Genomic DNA, 16791 nt, shown 5'->3' with positions numbered 1-16791 from the left:
GGCTCACAGAGAGCTGGGCGACTCGACCTCGATGAGGACGGCGACTGTCTCAGGGGCGGGGGAAGTTTCGCAGGTTGGCACGGGCCAGGTCGAGCATCTTGCCGACGCCCCCGTCGAGCACCGTCCGGCCCGCGGCGAAGGCGAATCCCTTGACCTGGGCGGCCGAGATGTGCGGCGGGATCGACAGCGCGTTGGGGTCGGTCACCAGGTCGACCAGGAACGGTCCGTCGTGGGCGAGCGCCCGCTTGAGTCCCCCGACGACATCCCCGGGGCGCTCGATGCGGATCGCCTCGATGCCCGCGCTGCGGGCGATCGCCGCATAGTCCACCGGCTCGTGGTCGGTCTCGTGCTCGGGCAGCCCCTCGACCAGCATCTCCAACTTCACCATGCCCAGGGAGGAGTTGTTGAAGACGATCGTCTTCACCGGCAGATCGTGCAGCTTCACGGTGAGCAACTCGCCCATCAGCATGCCCAGTCCACCGTCACCCGACATCGATATCACCTGGCGGCCGGAGTAAGCGAACTGCGCGCCGATGGCATGCGGCAGCGCGTTGGCCATCGTGCCGTGCAGGAACGAACCAATCACCCGGCGCCGCCCGTTGGGGGTCAGATAACGCGCCGCCCAGACGTTGGACATGCCAGTGTCCACGGTGAACACAGCGTCGTCGGCCGCGAGTTCGTCCAGAACGGAGGCCGCGTACTCAGGGTGGATCGGGGTGTGCCGCTCGACGTCGCGGGTGTAGGCGGAGATCACCGTCTCCAGCGACTTGGCATGCTTGTGCAGCATCCGGTCCAGATAGGTACGGTCCCGCTTCGCCTCGACCAACGGCAGCACAGCCCGCAGCGTCTCCCGGACGTCGCCGTGGACCCCGAGTTCCAGAAGCGTGCGACGGCCGAGGCGGCCGGCATCGTGGTCGATCTGCACGGTCCGCGCCTGCGGCAGGAAGTCGTTGTACGGGAAGTCGGTGCCGAGCAGGACGACCAGGTCGGCCTCGTGCATTGCGTCGAAGCAGGCGCCGTAGCCCAGCAGACCGCTCATGCCCACGTCGTAGGGGTTGTCGAACTGGATCCACTCCTTGCCCCGCAGGGTGTGCCCGGTGGGGGCGGCAGCCTTCTCGGCGAGCGCCATGACCTCGGCGTGCGCGTCCCGCACTCCCGCACCGCAGAACAGCATCACCTTCCGTGCCGCGTTCAGCTTCTCGGCCAGCCCCCGAACCTGTGTGTCCGGCGCGACGACCCGGCCGCGCTCGGTAACCAGGTCGCTGCTTCCCGTCGGAAGAGTCGCCTCGTCGTGCGCGACATCACCCGGTATCACCAGGACCGACACCGCGCTGTTGCCAAGAGCCCGCTGCATGGCGATCCGCAGAACCCGGGGCATCTGCCCGGAGGTACTGATCATCTCGCAGTAGTCGCTGCACTCTGTGAACAGCCTTTCCGGGTGGGTCTCCTGGAAGAAGCCGGTGCCGATCTGGTGGGACGGGATGTGCGAGGCGAGTGCCAGCACGGGCGCACCAGAGCGGTGCGCGTCGTACAGTCCCTGGATCAGATGCGTGTTTCCGGGACCACAACTTCCAGCACACACCGCGAGCTTGCCGGTGAGTTGTGCCTCCGCTGCCGCAGCGAAGGCGGCGGCCTCCTCGTTCCGTACATGCACCCACTCGATGCCGTCGGTACGGCGCACCGCGTCGACCACCGAGTTCAGGCTGTCACCCACCACGCCGTAGATCCGCTCCACGCCCGCCTGGCGCAGGATGTCCACCATCTGCTGGGCCACGGTCAGATTCCGCATCGCCGGACTTCTCCCCTCGGGCTGCACACCTGTCTCATGTGACTCTCGACAGCCTCAATATAGTTGATACATCCACCTTAAAGGCATGGTTGCAGCCCTTGATGACATCCGACGGCGAGCACGGACGTTCAGCCGGCCGTCGCGGCACGGTCAAGCCGTGCGGGAGCGCCGCCAAGGACGGGCGGCGGTGAGCTGGCGCCAGGCGGGCGAGCAGAGAACGCGGCTCCAGCGATTCGTCACCTGCGCCGCGCGGTGGGGCGGGTGGGACTCGAACCCACGGCCGACGGATTATGGCGGGTCCACGACCTGTTCGCGCGCCGACCGCGGGACATCGACGCCAGATCGTGCGGCTGTACGCCAGTGATCACCGTGCCGCGGAGAGCGTGCCGTAATCTCCACGTACTCGTGCTGAAGCCCGCCTGACCGCTTCCCCGCGATCCGGCGAAGAGGGCACCATGCTCACGATGACTGGCACCTGAGAGGAAGACTCGAATGAATCCTCTGCTGCGTGTGTTGCTCGGCTCAGGGAAGCTGCCGGACGAACTGCGAGCGGCGCTGGTCGCGGAGCAGCCTGTGCTGCTGGAGGAGGGGCTGACCGGCTCGGTGACCTACCGCCGCTACCGGGCACCTGGTGAGTGGGCCTCTTATGAAAAGAAGTCCGTCGTGGGGGCGGTCGTGGTGACCCCTCGGCGGGTGGTGGTCTGGGCGGGGCGCTTCAAGCACGTCGATGTACCCCTGAATCATCAACTGCTGGCCTCGATCGAGGTCAAGGCCGAGACCCCGGACCGCGTCAGCTTCGCCTACGACGCCGGGAGGACCAACCCGGCGAAATCCGGCCAGGTCGAGGTGCGACTGCGCACCCCCCAAGCGCGCCGGATCGCCGAACTGCTCATGACGGACCGGATCGGATGATCGGAAACCGGCGCTAGTCTTCTGAGTCAGGAATTCTGTTCAGATAGCTGGCGAGGCGTTCGAGGATCTCGTCCGTGGTCTTCGTCCGGATACAGGGCTTGGGATCGGTGTTCCAGGCGGCGATCCAGGTGCGGATGTCCTTCTCGAGCGCGTGGACGGTCTTGTGGACGCCTCGTCGTATCTGTCTGTTGGTCAGTTCGGCGAACCATCGCTCGACGAGGTTCAGCCACGACGATCCGGTCGGCGTGAAGTGCAGGTGGAAGCAGGGGTGGGCCAGCACCCACTTCTTGATGGCGGCCTGGATTCGTTCCCGCGTCCCCTGCGTGTCCCCTGGATCTTGGTCCGAGCGGATGAAGGGTGGCCGCCACGTCGGCGTGGCGGCCACCCTTTTGACGTTGTGGCAGGTAGAAACGATCCTGCTGTGCCCACGCCTGGTGGGGCGGGTGGGACTCGAACCCACGGCCGACGGATTATGAGTCCGCTGCTCTAACCGGCTGAGCTACCGCCCCTGAACGGCGCGTCGCGCACATTTGTGCGCGCCGTCTGCCGCAGCATAGCCGCTCATACGATCTCCTGCCTCGGATGGTCGGCAACGCCTGACCATGAGGACTTCACAGCGCGCCGGCCGGTTCCAGGAAGCCCGAAGATCACCCGGATGACGGTCCCCGCGCGACCGTTCGAGCACGATGCGGGTATAAGAGGACACAAGAAAGAGGACCCCGAGGGGTCCTCTTCCGTGCTTGCTCTCCCGGCTGGACTCGAACCAGCAACCCTCCGGTTAACAGCCGAATGCTCTGCCAATTGAGCTACAGGAGATCGCGCTCCCCCGACTGGACTCGAACCAGTAACCTGCCGGTTAACAGCCGGCTGCTCTGCCAATTGAGCTACAGGGGACTGCTGCGTATGCACCGAACGTACCCACCCTGGCTCTGCCGGGCGGCGGCCGTCCGCTGCGACACATACATTAGCGCAAGCAGGGGGGTGCTCCGCCAATCGGTATCCCGCCGGGTCACACTGGGTTATCTCGGGCCCTGAGGGTAGGCGGACGTCACGGCTCAAGGTCCGATGCCAACGAACTAACGAAGGGTGGCAGGCCATGCGGCGCCTCACGTTCATCGCGGGACTGGCTGTCGGTTATGTACTCGGAACGAGGGCCGGGCGGGAGCGCTACGAGCAGCTCAAGCAGTCCGCCAGCCGGATCTCGCAGAACCCCGCTGTGCGCAACGCCGCCGAGACCGCGGCGATGTCCGGCCGTGAGTACGCGGGCAAGGCGTACCACTCGGTGAGCGACAAGGTCGGGGACAAGGTTCCGGGGTCCGTCGCCGACCGGGTCCGGTCGCTGCGCTCGCGGCACAACGGTGAGGACGACTGGGGCACCACGAACACCTGACCTCGGTCCCGGACGCCTCCGTCGCTTCGCGCGTGCGGCAGAATCGGGTGGCATGGGAATAGTCGCCGGGTTGGACAGTTCGTCGGGTTCCACGCGCATCGTCGTGTGTGACGCGGACACGGGTGCCGTGCTGCGGCAGGGATACGCGGCCCATCCCGTCGAGACCAAGGCCACCGAGGTCGATCCGCAGGCCTGGCTGCTGTCGCTCGGTGAGGCCGCGGACGGCGGGCTGTTGGAGGGTGTGGAGGCCATCGGCGTCTCCGCGCAGCAGCACGGGCTCGTGCCGCTGGACCGGTCAGGCAGTCTCGTACGCCCCGCGCTGCTCGGCAACGACAAGCGCGCGCAGGTCGCCGCGGCCGACCTGATCGAAGCTCTCGGGGGGCGGCAGGCCTGGGCCGAGGCCGTCGGGTCGGTGCCGCAGGCCGGTCAGCCGGTGGCGAAGCTGCGCTGGCTGGCGCGGCACGAGCCGGACGCGGCGCAGCGTACGGCGATGATCCTCCAGCCGCACGACTGGCTGGTGTGGCAGTTGCTCGGCCGGCCCGCGCGGCGGACGACGGACCGGGGCGCGGCGTCCGGTTCCGGGTTCTGGTCGGCCCGCACCGGTGCGTACCGGCCGGATCTGATGGAGCTGGCGCTGGGGCACCAGGCGGCGCTGCCGGAGGTGCTGGGTCCGGCCGAGGCCGCGGGGACGACCCCGGAGGGTCTGCTGATATCCGCGGGTACGGGCGAGACCATGGCCGCCGCCTTCGGGCTCGGTGTCGGGATCGGTGACGCGGTGGTGTCGCTGGGGGCCTCCGGGTCGGTGATGACCGTGCACCACGAGGCGCTGGCGGACCCCTCCGGGATGATCACGTCGTTCGCCGACGCCACGGGGATGCATCTGCCGGTCGTCCACACGCTCAATGCCGTACGGGCCCTGCGCGGCACGGCGGAGCTGCTGGGGACCGAGGACCTGGACGAGTTGTCGGCGCTGGCGCTGAAGTCCACGCCGGGGGCGTCGGGTCTGGTGTTCCTGCCCTATCTGGAGGGTGAGAAGACGCCTCAACTTCCGCACACGGCGGGCACGTTGACCGGACTGCGGCGTGAGTCGATGAAGCCGGAGCATCTGGCGCGGGCGGCGTTCGAGGGGATGCTCTGCTCGCTGGCCGACGCGATGGACGTGGTGCGCGGGCGCGGGGTCGAGGTGCGGCGGGTGTTCCTGCTGGGGGCGGCGGCGGGGCTGCCCGCCGTGCAGGCGTCGGCGCCGGGGATCTTCGGGGCGCAGGTCGTCGTGCCCGAGCCGGCCGAGTACGCGGCGCTGGGCGCGGCCCGGCAGGCCGCCTGGGCGCTGGGTGTCTCGAAGAACACGCTGTCCCCGCACAGCCCGCCCGACTGGCGGGGCGCGGCGGTGCAGGTCTTCGAGCCGGGCGAGGAGGCGGCGGTGGGGGCCGCGGTGCGCCAGCAGTACACGGCCGCCCGTGAGCAGATCCATCCGGGCGCCTTCTCGGGGGCGTAGGGGCGGAGCGGGGGCCTCCGGTGTGACGATCGTTCTTGACCGGTCCTTTGTGGAAAACCCTTGGGTTCCAGCGGCTGGAGTGGCGCAGGATGGGGTCCGACCCCCGATCTTGCCGAGCCCGAGAGACAGCACGTGCTGCTACGACTACTGAGAACTCATCTGGTCCCCTACAAGAGAGCCATCGGCCTCCTGGTGGCGCTTCAGCTGCTGCAGACCTGCGCCAGCCTCTATCTGCCCACCCTCAACGCGGACATCATCGACAACGGTGTCGTGACGGGGGACACGGGCTACATCATCGAGTACGGCGGCCTCATGATCGCCGTCAGCGTCGCCCAGGTCCTCGGGCAGATAGGCGCGGTCTACTACGGTGCGCGGACCGCCTCGGCCCTCGGCCGTGACGTGCGGGCCGCGATCTTCGACCGGGTGCAGAGCTTCTCCGCCCGCGAGGTCGGCCAGTTCGGGGCGCCGTCGCTGATCACGCGTACGACGAACGACGTCCAGCAGGTGCAGATGCTGGTGCTGATGTCGTTCACGCTCATGGTGTCCGCCCCGATCATGTGCGTCGGCGGCATCGTCATGGCGCTGGGCCAGGATGTGCCGCTGTCGGCGGTGCTGCTCGCCGTCGTACCGGTTCTCGGTATCTCCGTGAGCCTGATCGTGAAGCGGATGCGTCCGCTCTTCCGCGCCATGCAGGAGCGGCTCGACACGGTGAACCGGGTGCTGCGCGAGCAGATCACGGGCAACCGCGTGATCCGGGCGTTCGTACGCGACGAGTACGAGAAGGAGCGGTTCAAGGGCGCCAACACCGATCTCACCGAGATGCAGTTGGCGACCGGGCGGCTGATGGCGCTGATGTTCCCGGTCGTGATGACGGTCGTGAACGTGTCGTCCGTCGCCGTCGTCTGGTTCGGGGCGCACCGCATCGACAGTGGCGGGATGCAGATCGGCGCGCTGACCGCGTTCCTGGCGTATCTGATGCAGATCGTGATGGCCGTGATGATGGCCACCTTCATGTTCATGATGGTGCCGCGTGCCGAGGTGTGTGCCGAGCGCATCGAGGAGGTGCTGGACACCAGGTCGAGCGTCGTGCCGCCGAAGGATCCGGTGCGGACGCTGCGCCGGCACGGTCATCTGGAGGTACGGGGCGCGGAGTTCCGCTATCCGGGGGCCGAGGAGCCGGTGCTGCGGGAGGTGTCACTGATCGCGCGACCGGGCGAGACGACCGCCGTCATCGGCTCGACCGGCAGCGGCAAGTCGACCCTGCTGGGGCTCGTGCCCCGGCTGGTCGACGCGACGGCCGGCGAGGTGCTGGTGGACGGCGAGGACGTCCGGGGGCTGGATCCGGCGCTGCTGGCAAGGACGGTCGGTCTGGTGCCGCAGAAGCCGTATCTCTTCTCGGGGACGGTGGCGACGAATCTGCGGTACGGCAATCCGGACGCGACCGACGAGGAGCTGTGGCACGCGCTGGAGGTCGCGCAGGCCAAGGAGTTCGTCACCGACCTGGAGGGCGGGCTGAACGCGCCCGTCGCGCAGGGCGGCACGAACGTCTCCGGCGGACAGCGACAGCGCCTGGCGATCGCGCGCACGCTGGTGCGGCGGCCGGAGATCTATCTGTTCGACGACTCGTTCTCCGCGCTGGACTACGCGACGGACGCGGCACTGCGCGCGGCTCTGGCGCGGGAGACCGCCGAGGCGACGGTGGTGATCGTCGCCCAGCGGGTGGCGACCATCCGCGACGCCGACCGGATCATCGTCATGGACGAGGGCCGGGTGGTCGGTGAGGGACGGCATCACGAGCTGATGGCCGAGAACGAGACGTACCGGGAGATCGTGCTCTCCCAGCTGACCGAGGCGGAGGCGGCCTGATGAGCGGTCCTGGTGGGCGCATGATGGCGGCCGGCGCGGGTGCTCCTTCGCAGCGGTCGATGGATTTCAAGGGGTCGAGCAAGCGGCTGCTGCGGCAGCTGGCGCGCGAGAAGGTCACCCTGTGGTGGATGGTCGCGGCGGGTGTGCTGAGCGTGGCCGCCTCGGTGGTCGGCCCGAAGATTCTGGGCTCGGCGACCGACCTGATCTTCGCGGGAGTCGTCGGCCGTCAGACGCCGGGGGGTGTCAGCAAGGAGGACACCGTCTCGCGGCTGCGGGAGGAGGGGAACAGCGGGCTCGCCGATCTGCTCTCCGGGGTGGACTTCACGCCGGGGCAGGGCATCGACTTCGACGCGGTGGGCCGGGTCCTGCTGCTGGCACTGGCGGTGTATGTCGCGGCGGGGCTGCTGATGCTGGTCTCGACGCGACTGTCGATCCGGGTCATCAACCTCACCATCTACCGGATGCGTGAGGACGTACAGGCCAAGCTGTCGCGGCTGCCGCTGTCGTACTTCGACCGGCAGCAGCGCGGCGAGGTGCTGAGCCGGGCGACGAACGACGTCGACAACATCTCGCAGACGCTCCAGCAGACGATGGGGCAGCTCATCAACTCCCTGCTGACGATCGTCGGAGTCCTGGGGATGATGCTGTGGATCTCGCCGCTGCTGGCGCTGGTCGCGCTGGTGACGGTGCCGCTGTCGGTGCTGGTGGCGGCGAAGGTCGGCAAGCGCTCGCAGCCGCACTTCGTGCAGCAGTGGAAGTCCACGGGCACGCTGAACGCGCACATCGAGGAGATGTACACGGGGCATGCCCTGGTGAAGGTCTTCGGGCGGCAGGACGAGTCCGCGCAGGCGTTCAAGGAACAGAACGACGCGCTGTACGAGGCGGGCTTCAAGGCACAGTTCAACAGCGGGGTCATGCAGCCGCTGATGTTCTTCATCTCCAACCTCAACTATGTGCTGGTGGCGGTCGTCGGGGGGCTGCGCGTCGCGTCGGGCACGCTGTCCATCGGTGATGTGCAGGCGTTCATCCAGTACTCGCGGCAGTTCTCGATGCCGCTGACACAGGTCGCGTCGATGGCCAACCTCGTCCAGTCCGGGGTCGCGTCCGCCGAGCGGATCTTCGAGCTGCTGGACGCGGACGAGCAGGAGAAGGACGCGCCGTCGGCCGAGCGCCCGCACGAGTTGCGGGGACGGGTGGCGCTGGACAGCGTCGCCTTCCGCTACGAGCCGGACAAGCCGCTCATCGACGACCTGTCCCTGTCGGTCGAGCCCGGTCAGACGGTCGCGATCGTCGGTCCGACGGGTGCCGGCAAGACGACGCTGGTCAATCTGCTGATGCGGTTCTACGAGGTGACGGCCGGCCGGATCAGTCTGGACGACATCGACATCGCCACGATGTCGCGCGCGGACCTGCGCTCCCGAATAGGCATGGTCCTTCAGGACACCTGGCTGTTCGGTGGCACGATCGCGGAGAACATCGCGTACGGCGCCGCGCGCGAGGTCACCCAGGAGGAGATCGAGGAGGCGGCACGGGCAGCCCACGCGGACCGTTTCATCCGCACGCTGCCCGACGGGTACGAGACCGTGATCGACGACGAGGGGTCGGGTGTCAGCGCTGGCGAGAAGCAGCTCATCACGATCGCGCGGGCGTTCCTCTCGGACCCGGTGATCCTGGTGCTGGACGAGGCGACCAGCTCGGTCGACACCCGTACCGAGGTGCTGATCCAGAAGGCGATGGCCCAACTGGCGCACGGGCGGACGAGCTTCGTGATCGCGCACCGGCTGTCCACGATCAGGGACGCGGACGTGATCCTGGTGATGGAGAACGGCGCGATCGTCGAACAGGGCACGCACGAGGGGCTGCTGGCGGCGAAGGGCGCGTACGCGCGGCTGTACGCGGCGCAGTTCGCGCAGGCGGTCGTGGAGATGGACTAGGCCGTGTCTGACAAATAGCGCCGTCCGCCCTTGGGGCGGGGCGCGCGGCGTCCGGTGCGTGCGATCGCAAGGCGGAGGATCTCCCTCGTACTGGGCGTACTCGGGAGACTCCGACAACGCGGCGAGCGTGCGTGCCGGGCGTCGCGCGCCAGGCGGGATTTGTCAGACACGGCCTAGGGGACTGGGGGGTGTCTCCCCCAGTGCCGGACGGTCGCCTGTGCGGGGCGTCCGGCGCCGGGGGGCGGGGGGCGGCTCAGTCGAGATAGCCGCGCAGTTGGTCCGCGAAGGCGTGGTCGCGCAGTTTGTTCAGGGTCTTGGACTCGATCTGCCGGATGCGCTCGCGCGTCACACCGAAGATCCGCCCTATCTCCTCCAGCGTGCGCGGGCGGCCGTCCGCCAGGCCGTAGCGGAGCTGGACCACCTTGCGTTCGCGTTCGCCGAGCGTGGAAAGAACCGCCTCCAGATGCTCGCGAAGCAGCAGGAACGCGGCCGACTCCACGGGTGAGGCGGCGTCGCCGTCCTCGATCAGGTCACCGAAGGCGACATCGTCCTCCTCCCCCACCGGCGCGTGCAGGGAGACGGGTTCCAGGGCGAGCCGCAGCACCTCGCCGACCCGTTCGGCGGTCAACTCCAGCTGGCCGGCGACCTCTTCGTGAGTCGGTTCGTAGCCTCGCTCCTGGAGCATCCGGCGCTGTACGCGGACGACGCGGTTGATCAGCTCGACCACATGGACGGGGACACGGATCGTCCGGGCCTGGTCGGCGAGCGCGCGGGACATCGCCTGGCGGATCCACCAGGTCGCGTACGTGGAGAATTTGTAGCCGCGCGCGTAGTCGAACTTCTCCACGGCCCGGATCAGGCCGAGGTTGCCCTCCTGGACGAGGTCGAGCATCGTCAGTCCGCGGCCGACGTAGCGCTTGGCGACGGAGACGACGAGCCGCAGATTCGCCTCGATCAGCCGCCGCTTGGCCATCCGGCCGAGCACGACGAGCCGGTCGAGGTCGACGGCGAGCTGGGAGTCCAGGTCGGGGGTGGAGCTGAGCTTCGCCTCGGCGAAGAGTCCGGCCTCGACGCGGCGCGCGAGGTCCACCTCCTCGACGGCGGTGAGCAGTTGGATCCGCCCGATCTCCCGCAGATACTGCCGGAAGAGGTCGGACGACGGCCCGCCGCCGTCCGCCTTGCCGCGCGGGCCGACGCGTTCGGGGATCTCGGGGATGTCCACCGGGTCCTCGGTGACGGTCTCCGGGGCGGCCTCGGGCGTCACTCCGGAGGTCGGCCCGGTGGTCGCCTCCGGGTGGTGCGCGGCGCGGCTCTGCGGTGGTACCGCCGGCGCCAGATCGGCCTCGGTCAGGGTCTGGGTCTGGGTCTGCACGGGGGCGGCCTCCAGGGTGATCGCTGCCGGATCGGGGGCGTGCGGCAGCGGGACGTGGGCGGCCGTGCCGCCGTCAGTCCCGTACACGATGAGCGGATCCGCGGGGGTGGGAGGCCCACGACGGGTGGACCGGCCGCGCTCCGAGAACTCAGGCACCGCTGTCCAGTGTGGCGCACCGCACACGGCCGCCACGAGAGGTGTGCGGGGACTTTCTGAGTCCCGTGCGTAACCGGGCAGTTACCGAAGGATGTTTGAAACGGCCGGAGTTGGGGCCGGTGGGACGGGCGGGAGGGGCACTAGAGGGCCGCCGCGCCGTTGTTGCGCAGGGACTGGCGGTACTGCTGGAGCACCCACAGCTCGTTCTGCACCGCCTGGTGCCGCTCGTGGTCCGCTCCGGTGCCGAGGCGGGCCAGCGTGCCCGTCACGTCGTGGATACGGATGTCGACGGCGCGCAGCCGGACGCGCACCAGCTGCTCCCCCGCGTACACCTCGTCGATCGTCTTGCCGTGGAACACCTCCACCGCCAGCTCCGTGACCAGGGCGCGCACCGCGTCGTTCGGCGCGGCCTCGCGGACCCCCGCCAGATACTCCGGCGCGGACGCCATGCCCTGCTCGGCGCCGCCCGCGTCCTCGACGGCCCGGCGGACCGCCGCATACGGCGGGGCGGTGAACTCGTCCACGCCGTACGCGTCGAAGGCCGGGGAGACCAGCTCCGGCCGCTGGAGGGCGAGCTTCAGCAGCTCGCGCTCGGTGCGGTGGGCGGGGCTGCGGAGGTTGAGCGCGGGGCCGGAGAGGGCCGGGGGCTGCGACTGCCCGGAGCCGTACGACGCCGGCGGGCGTCCCGACTGACCGCCGCGGTCGGACGCCGGACCCCGTCCGCCCCGGTCGCGCGCCCAACGGGCCATCTGCGCCACGCGCTTGACGACGAACTGGGTGTCGAGGATGCCGAGGATGCCGGCGAGCTGGACGGCGACCTCGTGCTGCGACGCGCCGTTCTTGATCCGGGCCACGATGGGGCCCGCCTCGTCCAGCGCGGACGCGCGGCCCGCCGGGGTCTCCAGGTCGTACCGGGACACGATCTGGCGGATCGCGAACTCGAACAGCGGCGTGCGCGGTTCGACCAGGTCCTGCACCGCCGCGTCGCCCTTGCTGAGCCGCAGTTCGCACGGGTCCATGCCGTCCGGCGCGATCGCGATGTACGTCTCGGCGGCGAACTTCTGGTCGTCCTCGAAAGCGCGCAGCGCGGCCTTCTGGCCCGCCGCGTCACCGTCGAAGGTGAAGATCACCCGTGCGCTGCCGTTGTCCATCAGCAGCCGGCGCAGGATCTTGATGTGGTCGGTGCCGAAGGCCGTGCCGCAGGTGGCGATGGCGGTGGTGATCCCCGCCAGATGGCAGGCCATCACGTCCGTGTACCCCTCGACCACCACCGCGCGGCTGGCCTTGGCGATGTCCTTCTTGGCCAGGTCCACCCCGTAAAGCACCTGGGACTTCTTGTAGATCGCGGTCTCGGGGGTGTTCAGATACTTCGGTCCGTTGTCGTCGTCGCGCAGTTTGCGCGCGCCGAAACCGACGACCTCGCCCGAGATGTCCCGGATCGGCCACATCAGCCGGCCCCGGAAGCGGTCGATCGGACCCCGGCGGCCGTCCTGGGAGAGCCCTGCGAGCAGCAGTTCCTTGTCGCTGAAGCCCTTTCCGCGCAGGAACCGGGTCAGATGGTCCCAGCCCGCCGGGCTGTAACCGACCCCGAAATGCTCGGCCGCCGACTGGTCGAAGCCTCGCTCGGCGAGGAACTTCCGGCCGATCTCGGCCTCTTCGCCGGCCAGCTGCTCCACATAGAAATCGGCCGCCGCCTTGTGCGCCTCCACCAGGCGGATCCGCTCGCCCCGCTGGTGGGTGGGGTTGTACCCGCCCTCCTCGTACCGCAGCGTGATGCCCGCCTTGGCGGCGAGGCGCTCGACCGTCTCGGAGAAGGAGAGATGGTCGATCTTCATCACGAAGGCGATGGTGTCCCCGCCCTCCTGGCAGCCGAAGCAGTGGAAGAGACCCTTGCTCGGACTGACCTGGAAGGACGGGGACTTCTCGTCGTGGAAGGGGCAGAGCCCCTTCATGTTCCCGCCGCCGGCGGGGCGCAGTTGCAGATACTCGGACACGACGGTGTCGATCGGGACCGCGTCCCGAACCACCTTCACGTCGTCATCGTTGATCCTGCCTGCCACGCGAGAATTCTACGGGGGCGCACCGACAGTCCGTTACGCCCGGTCCGTCGCGCCGGGCCGACCGCGCCCGGTCCGCCGCTCCCTCAGCCGGTGAAGCCTTCCAGCGGCACCGTCGGGTCGGCGAGGGCGTCGAGGTCCTGCTGGGCACCGGAGTGGATGAGCCCCTGGATGTCGCCGGTGACGTCCCACACGTTGACGTTCATCCCGGCCAGCACCCGGCGGTCCTTGAGCCAGAAGGCGATGAACTCCCGCTTTCCGGCGTCGCCGCGCACCACCACCTGGTCGTAACTGCCGGGCGGCGCCCAGCCCGAGTACTCCAGGCCCAGGTCGTACTGGTCGGAGAAGAAGTACGGCAGCCGGTCGTACGTCACGTCCCGGCCGAGCATCGAGCGGGCGGCGGCCGGGCCGCCGTTGAGCGCGTTGGCCCAGTGCTCGACGCGCAGCCGGCCGGTGGGCAGTTCGGTGCCGGGCAGCGAGAACGGGACGGAGGCCACGTCGCCCGCCGCGTAGATGTCCGGGTCGGAGGTGCGCAGGCCCAGGTCGACGGCGATGCCGTCCCCCTGCTCGCGGCCCACGAGGTCGAGTCCCGCCGCCTCGGCGAGGCCGGTACGGGGCGCGGCGCCGATCGCGGCGAGCACGTCGTGCGCCATGTGCTCCTCGCCGTCGTCCGTACGGACGGAGAGGACCATGCCGTCCTGGCCGACGATCTCGGTGAGCCGGGCGCCGAAGTGGAACCGTACGCCGTGCTCGACGTGCAGTTCGGTGAAGAGCTGTCCCAGCTCCGGGCCGATGATCTGGTGCAGCGGCGTCGGGTGCGGCTCGACGACGGTGACCTCGGCGCCGTACCCGCGGGCGGCGGCGGCGACCTCCAGGCCGATCCAGCCGCCGCCGGCGATGACCAGATGGCCGTTGTCGCGGCCGAGGGCGGTCAGGACGTGGCGCAGCCGGTCGGCGTGGGCGAGCCTGCGCAGATGGTGGACGCCCGCGAGGTCGGTGCCGGGGATGTCGAGGCGGCGGGGTTCGGAGCCGGTGGTCAGGAGCAGCTTGTCGTAGCGCACGGAGGTGCCGTCGCCGAGGTGGACGCAGCGGGATTCGCGGTCGACCTCGGTGACCGTCTGGCCGAGGTGCAGCTCCACGTGGTGCTGGGCGTACCAGGCGGGTTCGTGGACGAAGACGCTGTCGCGCTCCTCCTTGCCGGTCAGGAAGCCCTTGGACAGCGGGGGGCGTTCGTAGGGGTGGTCTCCCTCGTCCCCGATGACGATCACTCGGCCGGTGAATCCCTCGGAGCGGAGAGTTTCCGCGGCCTTCGCCGCGGCCAGCCCTGCACCGACGATGACGAATGTCCGATGTGCGTCGACCACTTGATGCCTCCTCTTTACGCTGCCGCCATCTGTGAGCGTCCCGCACGGAGCGTGATGGCGAAAGAGGGGGCGCTCCGCGGGCATGGTTCCGGCTTGATGTGGCTACCTTGCTACACGCGTCACGCCAGAGGCGGGGCGGCTCGGCCCGCTTCGGCCGTTGGCTGAATATGACCGGTGGCGGTTGCCGGGTGCGACAGGCGTACGCCGGTGGTCAGGTACGTCCTGTGAGCGCCGTGTGGAGAGAGCGTGCCGCCGCATCCGTAAGAGAGGCGATCTGGTCGACGATGACGCGCTTGCGGGCGCGGTCGTCGGACGCCGTCTCGAACAGCGCGCGGAACTGCGGATCCAGCCCTTCGGGGGCGCGGGCCGTCAGCGTCCGGGCGAGTTCGGCGAGGACGACGCGCTGGTCCGCGCGGAGCGATTCCTGGTCGGCACGCTGCATCACATAGCGGTGCGCGACGGCTTTCAGTACGGCGCACTCGTCGCGCGCCTCGCGCGGGACGACCAGCGAGGCGCCGTACCGGGTGAGCGGCCCGGAGCCGTACTCCACCCGCGTCGCGCCCTCGGCGGCGAGGCAGAACCGGCCGATGAGCTGGCTGGTGGCGTCCTTGAGCCGGGCCTGGGCGACGGCCGTCCCGTCGTAGCCGTGCGGCCACCACTCCTCGGCCATGAGGCGGTCGAGCGCGGCGGCGAGCGCCTGGGGGTCGGTGTCGTGCGGTACATAGCGGCCGATGGCGGCCGTCCAGATCTCGTCCCGTTCGGGCCCGGAGAGCAGCGCCTTGGGGTCGATGTGGCCGGCGTGCAGGCCGTCCTCGAAGTCGTGCACGGAGTACGCGACGTCGTCGGCCCAGTCCATGACCTGGGCCTCGAAGCAGGTGCGGTTCGGCGGGGCGCCGCGTCTGGCCCATTCGAAGACCGGCAGGTCGTCCTCGTACACACCGAACTTCACAGAACCGGGGTCGGTGGGGTGGGCGCCCTGCGGCCAGGGGTACTTCGTCGCGGCGTCGAGGACCGCGCGGGTGAGGTTGAGGCCGACGCTGACGAGGCGGGCACCGGACCCCGCCGCCCCGGCCTCCGCCTCGGCTGCCGAGGACACCGAGTCGGCGCGGACGAAACGCTTCGGCTCGATACGGGTGAGCAGCCGCAGCGACTGGGCGTTGCCCTCGAAGCCGCCGCAGTCCTTGGCGAAGTCGTTCAGCACCTGTTCGCCGTTGTGGCCGAACGGCGGATGGCCCATGTCGTGCGAGAGACACGCCGTCTCCACGAGGTCCGGGTCGCACCCGAGCGCGGCGCCGAGTTCCCGGCCGACCTGGGCGCACTCCAGTGAGTGGGTCAGCCGGGTGCGCGGGCTGGCGTCCCACTCCCGGCTCTGCGAACCGGGTGTGACTACCTGGGTCTTGCCGGCGAGACGGCGCAGGGCGGAAGAGTGCAGGACGCGTGCGCGGTCGCGCTGGAAGGCGGTGCGGCCGGGGCGCTTGTCGGGCTCGGCCGAGAAGCGTGCGGTGTCCGCCTCGTCGTAGGCGCTGTCGTCGTGAGGTGCGGTGATGCCTTCCATGCATCGAAGGTAACCGGGTCCGCGGGCAGGTACGCGCGCGTCTGGTCGTAGCGGAGCAGGAGAAGGCGGGCCAGGTCCGGGTGGTCGCCGAGCGGGGCGGATGCGATCCAGGGCGCGTGGGCGGCGGTGACGGTGGCGAAGTGGCCGGGCGCGGTGAAGTACGACGCCAGCGCGATACGGCTCCGCCCGCGCGCGGCCAGGTCCCGTACGGCGTCGGGGACGGTGGGCGCGGCGGCCGACGCGTACGCGGGCACGACGGGCACTCCGCCGAGCCGCGCGCTCAGCAGCGCGGCCGTACGGCGGGTCGCGGCGGCCGACCGGGGGTCGCGCGATCCGGCGGCGGCGAGGACGACACCGGTGTCGTTCACGCGGTGCGGCTCGTCGCGCCAGCCGGCCTCCACGAGGCGCGCGTACACCGTCTCGACCAGCAGCGGATGCGGGCCGAGCGGCGCGGCGATCGTGGTGCGCAGACGGGGCGCGGCAGCGGCGGCACGCGGCAGGTCGTACCTGACGTGGTGTCCGGGTCCGAGCAGCAGCGGTACGAGCACGGCCCGGCCGCCTCCCAAGGAGGCGAGCGTGTCGGAGAGGGACGGACGCTCGATCTCGATGTGCCCGAGCCGGACGGTGATGCCGGGCCGCTGCTCCGTGACCCGTCGCAGCAGGGCCCGGACGGTGCGCAGGGCACGGGGGTCACGGCTGCCGTGGGCGACGACGACGAGGGTGGGCGCGAGGGTCGGCGGCTTGTCCATGGGCCGATCCTGTGGGGTGGACGTTGCCGGGCGGTTGCGGCGTGTGTCGCGGTGGTTTTCGGGGTGCTCACAGGCGGGAGCGGGGCGCCGCGAACTCTTTGGCGGCGCCGGACGTCGTACGGGGTGGGGAGTACCGGGTACGGAGTACGTAC

General features: G+C 69.8%; 10 protein-coding genes, 3 tRNA genes and 2 pseudogenes. 5 read left to right on the top strand and 10 right to left on the bottom strand.

The genetic code is table 11. The features are described from left to right. Positions 1 to 49 precede the first annotated feature (49 nt). A complete protein-coding gene (locus tag ACIBLA_RS20675) occupies positions 50 to 1789 on the bottom strand; it encodes a pyruvate dehydrogenase (protein ID WP_399199383.1) in 1740 nt (579 codons plus the stop codon). A gap of 492 nt (positions 1790 to 2281) precedes the next feature. Between ACIBLA_RS20675 and ACIBLA_RS20670 the strand changes: the two genes are divergently transcribed. Beyond that, positions 2282 to 2701: a hypothetical protein gene (locus ACIBLA_RS20670; RefSeq protein WP_363245023.1), complete on the top strand. Its 420-nt coding sequence runs from the start codon at positions 2282 to 2284 to the stop codon at positions 2699 to 2701. 13 nt (positions 2702 to 2714) lie between these two features. On the opposite strand, the pseudogene ACIBLA_RS20665 reads toward ACIBLA_RS20670, so the two are convergent. From ACIBLA_RS20665 to ACIBLA_RS20650, 4 genes and pseudogenes are all read right to left on the bottom strand, one after another. After that, positions 2715 to 2996 (bottom strand): annotated as a pseudogene (locus tag ACIBLA_RS20665) (IS630 family transposase); the annotation flags it as partial. A 137-nt stretch (positions 2997 to 3133) separates the two neighbouring features. Further along, positions 3134 to 3210, bottom strand: a tRNA-Ile gene (locus ACIBLA_RS20660). 234 nt (positions 3211 to 3444) lie between these two features. After that, positions 3445 to 3517 (bottom strand) — tRNA-Asn (locus tag ACIBLA_RS20655). Between the two features lie 5 nt (positions 3518 to 3522). After that, positions 3523 to 3595, bottom strand: a tRNA-Asn gene (locus tag ACIBLA_RS20650). Between the two features lie 202 nt (positions 3596 to 3797). Between ACIBLA_RS20650 and ACIBLA_RS20645 the strand changes: the two genes are divergently transcribed. The 4 genes from ACIBLA_RS20645 (at position 3798) to ACIBLA_RS20630 (ending at position 9386) form a co-directional block, all read left to right on the top strand. Then, positions 3798 to 4091 (top strand): YtxH domain-containing protein, encoded by a 294-nt coding sequence (locus ACIBLA_RS20645; RefSeq protein WP_363245024.1) that lies wholly within the window; start codon positions 3798 to 3800, stop codon positions 4089 to 4091. A gap of 52 nt (positions 4092 to 4143) precedes the next feature. Beyond that, positions 4144 to 5586 (top strand): FGGY family carbohydrate kinase, encoded by a 1443-nt coding sequence (locus tag ACIBLA_RS20640; RefSeq protein ID WP_363245025.1) that lies wholly within the window; start codon positions 4144 to 4146, stop codon positions 5584 to 5586. Positions 5587 to 5718: 132 nt separating this feature from the next. Beyond that, positions 5719 to 7452 carry an ABC transporter ATP-binding protein gene (locus ACIBLA_RS20635; RefSeq protein WP_363245026.1) on the top strand — a complete coding sequence of 578 codons (1734 nt, stop codon included), beginning with the start codon at positions 5719 to 5721 and terminating at the stop codon, positions 7450 to 7452. Beyond that, positions 7452 to 9386, top strand: coding sequence for an ABC transporter ATP-binding protein (locus ACIBLA_RS20630; RefSeq protein WP_363245027.1), 1935 nt, complete (start codon positions 7452 to 7454; stop codon positions 9384 to 9386). Before ACIBLA_RS20635 ends, ACIBLA_RS20630 begins: the two co-directional genes overlap by 1 nt. A gap of 253 nt (positions 9387 to 9639) precedes the next feature. Here ACIBLA_RS20630 and ACIBLA_RS20625 read toward each other — a convergent pair whose 3' ends face one another. From ACIBLA_RS20625 to ACIBLA_RS20605, 5 genes and pseudogenes are all read right to left on the bottom strand, one after another. Then, complete coding sequence (locus tag ACIBLA_RS20625; protein ID WP_399199381.1) at positions 9640 to 10914, bottom strand: sigma-70 family RNA polymerase sigma factor; 1275 nt, start codon at positions 10912 to 10914, stop codon at positions 9640 to 9642. Between the two features lie 140 nt (positions 10915 to 11054). After that, the gene (gene dnaG, locus ACIBLA_RS20620; RefSeq protein WP_363245029.1) at positions 11055 to 12974 is read right to left on the bottom strand and encodes a DNA primase; all 1920 of its coding nucleotides are present in this window, start codon (positions 12972 to 12974) and stop codon (positions 11055 to 11057) included. Positions 12975 to 13057: 83 nt separating this feature from the next. Further along, positions 13058 to 14335, bottom strand: coding sequence for an NAD(P)/FAD-dependent oxidoreductase (locus ACIBLA_RS20615; RefSeq protein ID WP_399199380.1), 1278 nt, complete (start codon positions 14333 to 14335; stop codon positions 13058 to 13060). A 211-nt stretch (positions 14336 to 14546) separates the two neighbouring features. Further along, entirely contained in the window at positions 14547 to 15890 is a 1344-nt protein-coding gene (locus ACIBLA_RS20610) for a deoxyguanosinetriphosphate triphosphohydrolase (protein ID WP_363245031.1), read from the bottom strand. A gap of 32 nt (positions 15891 to 15922) precedes the next feature. Continuing rightward, positions 15923 to 16639, bottom strand: a pseudogene (locus ACIBLA_RS20605) (sirohydrochlorin chelatase); the annotation flags it as partial. Positions 16640 to 16791: the final 152 nt, after the last annotated feature.

Source organism: Streptomyces sp. NPDC050433 (assembly GCF_044458565.1).
Classification (GTDB): Bacteria; Actinomycetota; Actinomycetes; order Streptomycetales; family Streptomycetaceae; genus Streptomyces.
This window is presented reverse-complemented; position numbering and strand designations above follow the sequence as displayed.

What these genes read in the sequence shown, in the direction of transcription:
- ACIBLA_RS20675 (WP_399199383.1), bottom strand. Translation starts at nt 1,789, where the DNA reads ATGCGGAATCTGACCGTGGCCCAGCAGATGGTGGACATCCTGCGCCAG.
- ACIBLA_RS20670 (WP_363245023.1), top strand. Translation starts at nt 2,282, where the DNA reads ATGAATCCTCTGCTGCGTGTGTTGCTCGGCTCAGGGAAGCTGCCGGAC.
- ACIBLA_RS20645 (WP_363245024.1), top strand. Translation starts at nt 3,798, where the DNA reads ATGCGGCGCCTCACGTTCATCGCGGGACTGGCTGTCGGTTATGTACTC.
- ACIBLA_RS20640 (WP_363245025.1), top strand. Translation starts at nt 4,144, where the DNA reads ATGGGAATAGTCGCCGGGTTGGACAGTTCGTCGGGTTCCACGCGCATC.
- ACIBLA_RS20630 (WP_363245027.1), top strand. Translation starts at nt 7,452, where the DNA reads ATGAGCGGTCCTGGTGGGCGCATGATGGCGGCCGGCGCGGGTGCTCCT.
- ACIBLA_RS20610 (WP_363245031.1), bottom strand. Translation starts at nt 15,890, where the DNA reads ATGGAAGGCATCACCGCACCTCACGACGACAGCGCCTACGACGAGGCG.